We start from the raw sequence: 6000 nt of genomic DNA on the forward strand, positions 1-6000 counted from the left end.
CTTTTTATATAACTTAGAAAAGCTGTTATTCGAAAGAGTAACAGCTTTTTTTGTTTTAACCATTAGGCTTAGTTGCCCGAAGCATTTCACGTTTCCCTTTAGGCCCGGGAATACGTTCAACAGTAAACCCGCAATCTTGCATTGTTCTTCGCACCACTCCCTTGGCGCAATACGTTGTTAAAATACCCCTTGGGTTCATGGCATCATATATTTTCTGGAAGATGGTTTCGTTCCACATATCGCCTTGCTTCTCCGGTGCAAAAGCATCGAAATAAACCAAGTCATATCCAGCTTCAAGCTTCACATCATTAAGATCAACCTCATCTTTCAAAAGGTGGAAATTAGGTTTAAGTATTTCATTATTCTGCCAAGGTAGAGCATGGATCTTCTGCAACAAATGACTTTCAGCTTCATTGCTGCCAAAATTTAATTGCTTTACCAACGCACCCTTTATTGGATACTTTTCCAAAGCATGGTAGTTTATCACACGATCCTCTTGGTTCAATGCTGTCATAAGTACATTCAAACCAGTCCCCAAGCCTATTTCCAGAATTGAAACGTTCTTTTTTTTACAATGCTTTAAACCTGCCTGGATAAAAACATGTAACGATTCGTTGATAGCTCCATTAACTGAATGGTAATGCTCATCGAGTGCAGGCACATACAAAGTATGCGAACCATCGGCCGATACAATTAGCTCTAGCTCAGGCCTATTATTATCTGGCATGCTTATCTCTTTGTTTATCGTTTGATTTAACCCAAATATTCTGCCTCAAACGCGATGGAAGTAGAACAGTCAAGCTCATTTTCTTTTTAGTAGCAGTCTCCTGCCCTGATGCTTTCCTTAACACTCGTAGATACCAAGAAGAGAGAATAACTCCTTTAAAAACACTTGACAAACTAATGGCCCACCATATACCCAACATACCTAAATATCGCTCAGCGGATAAAACAAAGGCCGCAGGCACCCTTGCTCCGGTAAACACAATTCCAACAATGGACGGGGGAACAGTACGCCCAATACCATTAAACGCTCCCCGTGTGATGATTTCAACAATCATGAAGGTTTGCGATACGGCTAATATCTTTAAATAGACTATCCCCATTTGTAATGGTTCTTCTTCACGCAAGAAAAGGGAAAATATTTCCTTACCAAAAACAAAAAATGCTGTTGTTACAAGTGCTCCAATAAAAATACCAATTCCCAATGTTGTGTAGTAGCCTTTTCGAATGCGTTGCCAGTTTCCTGCTCCAAAATTTTGTCCGGTAAAACTACCCAAAGCAGTGGCAAAGCCGGACGATGTCATCCAGGATAAAGCTTCAATTTGAGCACCCACACTTTGAACTGCTATGGGTATATCTCCCCACTTGGTAATCATGCGTGCCAATATAAGAGCAAAAATAGCAAACAAACTACTCTCCATGGCAACAGGCATCCCTAACTTAAAGATTCGTCGACTGATATCTTTACTTAATTTGAATCGCCTAAAATCAGGATCCATAATTTCTTTCTTCCAAACAAAGCGGATATAGAATATTGCAAACACAACAAACTGTGCAATAAAAGTAGCCCAGGCAGCACCATTCACACCCATAGCTGGAACTACACCAAATCCAAATATCATCAATGGATCGAGCACCATATTTAAACCCAAACCAACCAATAAATAATAAAAAGGCAGTTTACTATTGCCCATACCATTGTATATTCCCTGAAAAGTTGGGTTAACAAAAGTAAAGACGAAACCCATGGAAACGATACGTAAATAAGAAATGGCGCCATCTTCAACCACACCTTGCGACAAACGAAAAACGCCTATCAACTGAGGTGTAAATATTAAAACAATGGCAGCAATTACTATTGATAATAAAAAGGCCCAAAACAATGAATGACGAGCAAATCGTGTTGCGCTCTCCACATCCTTTTTACCCAATGACTGCGATACACCAACCTCAGCACCAACTCTTGTTACCAACAATAAGGATATGCCTAACCAAATATAAAAACCTGAAGCGCCCACAGATGCTACAGCATCGCTTCCCAAACGCCCCAACCAAACCATATCGGTTAAATTGTAAGCCATTTGCATCAATGAAGTACCTATAATTGGTAAAGCCAGTTTTAGTAACTGCTTAAAAATTGGCCCTTCAGTTAAATCAATCGTTTTCTTCATTCTAATAATTCTGCAATTAATGCGAGGTGATCTATTGAAGTTATTATGGTGGTAATTTTGCGCTACGAAGATAGGGTAAATTGCCTATTGTTAAAGTGTATTGTACGGTATTTTTAGTTTCGCAAAACACAGCTATTATTTACTAATACCGATTACAAACCAAAACGATTGATAAAAATCAATCTGTGGTTTTGTATCGGCATTAACCATTCTAATTAGCAAAATGCGTTATCGATCATCCGATAGCTCTCGAATTTAGAATACAAATGGTATAATACCGATTAGTATAATGAAAATGGTATAACTTTGTGAGGTGATACGTAAAATAATACATATCGACATGGATGCCTTCTTTGCTTCCATTGAGCAACGCGACTTTCCTGAACTGCGGGGCAAACCTGTGGTGGTTGGTGGAAACGGTGAAAGAGGGGTAATTGCTGCCGCCAGTTACGAAGCTCGTAAGTTTGGCATCTTCTCGGCAATGCCTTCGCGCACAGCACTACGCCGTTGTCCTCATCTCATTTTTCAGAAACATCGTTTCGATGTTTACAAAGAAGTATCACGACAGGTAATGAGCATATTTTACGAATATACTGATTTGGTTGAGCCACTGTCACTGGACGAGGCCTTTTTGGATGTGAGTGAGAACAAAAAGGGAATGGTTTCGGCCACTCTAATTGCCAAAGAAATCAAACAAAAGATATTTGAAAAAACGCAGCTAACAGCTTCCGCCGGCATTAGTGTGAATAAGTTTCTTGCTAAAATTGCCAGTGATCAACGTAAGCCCAATGGCATTTTCCTTATTAAACCCGATGAAGTTATTGACTTTATTGACGCCTTACCCATTAAAAAGTTCTTTGGGGTAGGTAAAAAGACGGCCGAGAAGATGCACGCCATCAACATACACCATGGTAAGGATCTAAAGAAATACGACTTGGCCAAGTTAGTGCTTCATTTTGGGAAAGCTGGTAAATATTTTTACGACGTGGCGCGTGGTATTGACGACAGACCTGTGCGACCTCATCGGGAACGAAAATCGGTGGGAATTGAAAATACCTTTAACAAAGACCTCCACGACAAACAACAAATTCAGCACGAGATAAATAATTTGAAAGATGGCTTAATGCGGCGCCTGGCCAAATCGGAGAAATCGGGTAAGACTCTTACACTGAAAGTAAAATTTGACAACTTTGAGCAGTTGACCCGTTCCAAAACAGTTGACTATCTTATTAAATCAGAAAAACAAATCACTCAGATCTTACAAGATGTATTACGAGAGGCTCCCATCAATCGACCCATTCGCTTGTTGGGAATCACTGTTTCAAATTTTCCGGAAGAAAGGCAATTGGATGCCCGACAGCTTGAAATCGACTTTAAAGAATTATAAGGTGGTTGCTATTTTAGCTTCAGCTTGAACAACTTCTTTTAACAAAGAGGTTTTTTCCTCAACATCATTTGTAATGCCATTCACCGATATGGTGGCGCCCGAAATGGAATCAATATTCTTGCCTACTTCCAAATTATCTTCTACTGAATAACCAATAAATTGTTTTAACCAACCCTTTGCTGTTACTTCATGGCCGTGACTAGCTTGGTAGTTAAATACTTTTACCAAAACAACATTACATGCATCATTAAAAAGCACCATGTAGTCGAAATACTCACTCGCACCAAGCATAGCATCATCGGCAATGGAACAGCCGCCGGCCCGGCAACTGTTCACACGCCCAATGTATACATGTTTTATTTCTGTATCAGCATCACTTTCCACATTAAAAAACTTGCCTTCTGTTGCTACACTTAATTCCTCAGGTAAAGTTATTTCACTCAATTGTGGATTAAGCAGTTTGCAGCTCTTTACCAGCGTTTTTTGAATGGCTTTATGTTTGTAATTAACATCGCCATTACCATAACTGTAACAGCTAAGTGTTAATAGTAGAATTAGTAGTACTGATTGCTTCATCATATCTTATTAAAACATTATACCAAATCCGGCATTAATGGTTTTTGAGTACTCATCAGCATCGGCTGATTTAACAAACTGCATGTCTGCTTTTAGCACAGCATTCTGAGTTAACTTCAAGGTCAAACCAGTTGTAATGGCCTTCACATCGTAGGCATCGTTCTTGGCAAGCATACCGTCAACTTTGTTGTGAGTATCGTAAGCTTCGTAACGTACAAAAGGAATTAAACCTGTCTTTACATTGTCGAGGTGTTTGAAAACGTCGTAACCTGCTTCAACATAGTAACCAATCATTGAGCTTCCCAAATCACTGCCTGTAAACTCATTGTATTGTGTGGTATTTGATAATGAATTGAGGTAGTACTGGCCGCGTAAATGCAATCCTCCATAGGTATAACGAGCATCTACTCCAATCATTGACATACCAACTACCGATGAATCTGCCGCCGCAAGTCCGGCTTCGTTACTCTTTTCCAGACCATCATACAAAGTACTGCTCGACTTACCAAAGTATCCTGACAGACCAACATTTAATCCACGTATTCCATAGTATTCAACCTTACCGGCAAAGTTTGGTGAGCTTACATAGGCTTCTGCACCCTTCTGACGCCCTTTACGCAATCCGTTTTTCCCACTGAAATTAGCACCATCATCGTATCCATTGAATCCGCCAAAAATGTAAGCTTGATATCGAAGAGAAGCAGGAAGCACATTACCAGTAAAACCGGCACCAATCTCACGCCAAGTAGTAGGCGCAATGTATTTATCGATAAGAGGACGTTCCACACCATTAAATGTATTTGGTTCGTGGTACTCGTTCACAATACCCATTGGAATCAACATTAATCCACCGCGAAACTGAAATGCATTGCTAAGTTTGTGCTGAATAAATGCTTGCTCCACATAAACTTCTTTTACATGCTCAAACTCAAGCTCTGTTACAAATTGAGTCTTCTCACTAAAGTTATAACCAAACAACATAACGATGCGGTGTACATCTAATTTACCGTTGTTATATGTATCTCCATCTAATGCTTGGTTAAAATGCACTTCGCCATAACCACCAACAGTAAGGCCCTTATTCGAATTTAATAATCGCTGTGCAGTATTTTGATTCAAGCCTAGGCTATCGGTTAACTGTTGAGCTTGTACGCTAACAATGCCAAGGCAAACAAATGCAAGTAGTAATATCTTTTTCATAATTATAAGCTAGAAATTTATATTTCGGCACAAAAATACCGAATAGCCCTCCATCATGAAATCCCTACAAATGGGGATTTATCTTACCTCTAATACCAATTTCTAGCTGTATTTAAATTACCACAAGATCAACCATGGTCATAAGAAACTCTTTACCTACCACTTACACAACATATACCCCATAACTAAATGTATCCCCATTAATAGTGATGTAAAAAAAAGCACAAAAAAACTTCCGCTCAATTAAGAACGGAAGTTTAGTATCGTATAAACTTGATAACTACAGCTTGTTTGTCTCTTCAGAAATAGCCATGAACTGCTCCATCATATCTTTACGAAGCTTTGTATAATAGGCCTTAACTAATTTTGGATTATCTTTTCCATCAGGGTGATTAGCACGCTTGATTAACTCGTTACGGTATATCATCGCCTTTACTAATATCTGAGCTAACTGATCACTATTAACATCGTCTTTCAACATTTCCTTAATATAGGCTTCTGTAACTAACTCAGAAGCAAGAAAGTTGATATCCTTTTTCAATTCTTTAATACTTGCCATAAACTATTGTTTTACACTATTAACCGACTAAAGTCGGGATTCATAAAATTCTCTTCTACAGCGCCCATTTATTGGGCGTTTGGTTTTTTATTTCAAATTAGACC

6 protein-coding genes are annotated in these 6000 nt (G+C 39.0%); 1 reads left to right on the forward strand and 5 read right to left on the reverse strand.

The genetic code is table 11. The features are described 5' to 3' along the window. Positions 1 to 55 precede the first annotated feature (55 nt). Both mnmC2 and ACRD7B_RS20275 read right to left on the reverse strand, forming a co-directional pair. Positions 56 to 727, reverse strand: coding sequence for a tRNA (5-methylaminomethyl-2-thiouridine)(34)-methyltransferase MnmC2 (gene mnmC2, locus ACRD7B_RS20270; RefSeq protein WP_430826478.1), 672 nt, complete (start codon positions 725 to 727; stop codon positions 56 to 58). Beyond that, positions 717 to 2174, reverse strand: coding sequence for an MATE family efflux transporter (locus ACRD7B_RS20275; protein WP_430826479.1), 1458 nt, complete (start codon positions 2172 to 2174; stop codon positions 717 to 719). The genes mnmC2 and ACRD7B_RS20275 overlap by 11 nt, the downstream gene beginning before the upstream one ends. A 313-nt stretch (positions 2175 to 2487) precedes the next feature. On the opposite strand from ACRD7B_RS20275, the gene dinB reads away from it, so the two are divergent. Continuing rightward, positions 2488 to 3561, forward strand: coding sequence for a DNA polymerase IV (gene dinB / locus ACRD7B_RS20280; RefSeq protein ID WP_430826480.1), 1074 nt, complete (start codon positions 2488 to 2490; stop codon positions 3559 to 3561). Here dinB and ACRD7B_RS20285 read toward each other — a convergent pair. The 3 genes from ACRD7B_RS20285 to ACRD7B_RS20295 form a co-directional block, all read right to left on the reverse strand. Further along, positions 3556 to 4140: an FMN-binding protein gene (locus tag ACRD7B_RS20285; RefSeq protein ID WP_430826481.1), complete on the reverse strand. Its 585-nt coding sequence runs from the start codon at positions 4138 to 4140 to the stop codon at positions 3556 to 3558. The genes dinB and ACRD7B_RS20285 overlap by 6 nt on opposite strands. A gap of 6 nt (positions 4141 to 4146) precedes the next feature. Next, positions 4147 to 5337 carry a hypothetical protein gene (locus ACRD7B_RS20290; protein WP_430826482.1) on the reverse strand — a complete coding sequence of 397 codons (1191 nt, stop codon included), beginning with the start codon at positions 5335 to 5337 and terminating at the stop codon, positions 4147 to 4149. Between the two features lie 280 nt (positions 5338 to 5617). Continuing rightward, positions 5618 to 5896 (reverse strand): hypothetical protein, encoded by a 279-nt coding sequence (locus tag ACRD7B_RS20295; protein ID WP_430826483.1) that lies wholly within the window; start codon positions 5894 to 5896, stop codon positions 5618 to 5620. Between the last annotated feature and the right edge of the window lie 104 nt (positions 5897 to 6000).

The sequence above is a fragment of the Carboxylicivirga fragile genome (assembly GCF_050589805.1).
GTDB classification, from domain to species: Bacteria; Bacteroidota; Bacteroidia; order Bacteroidales; family Marinilabiliaceae; genus Carboxylicivirga; species Carboxylicivirga fragile.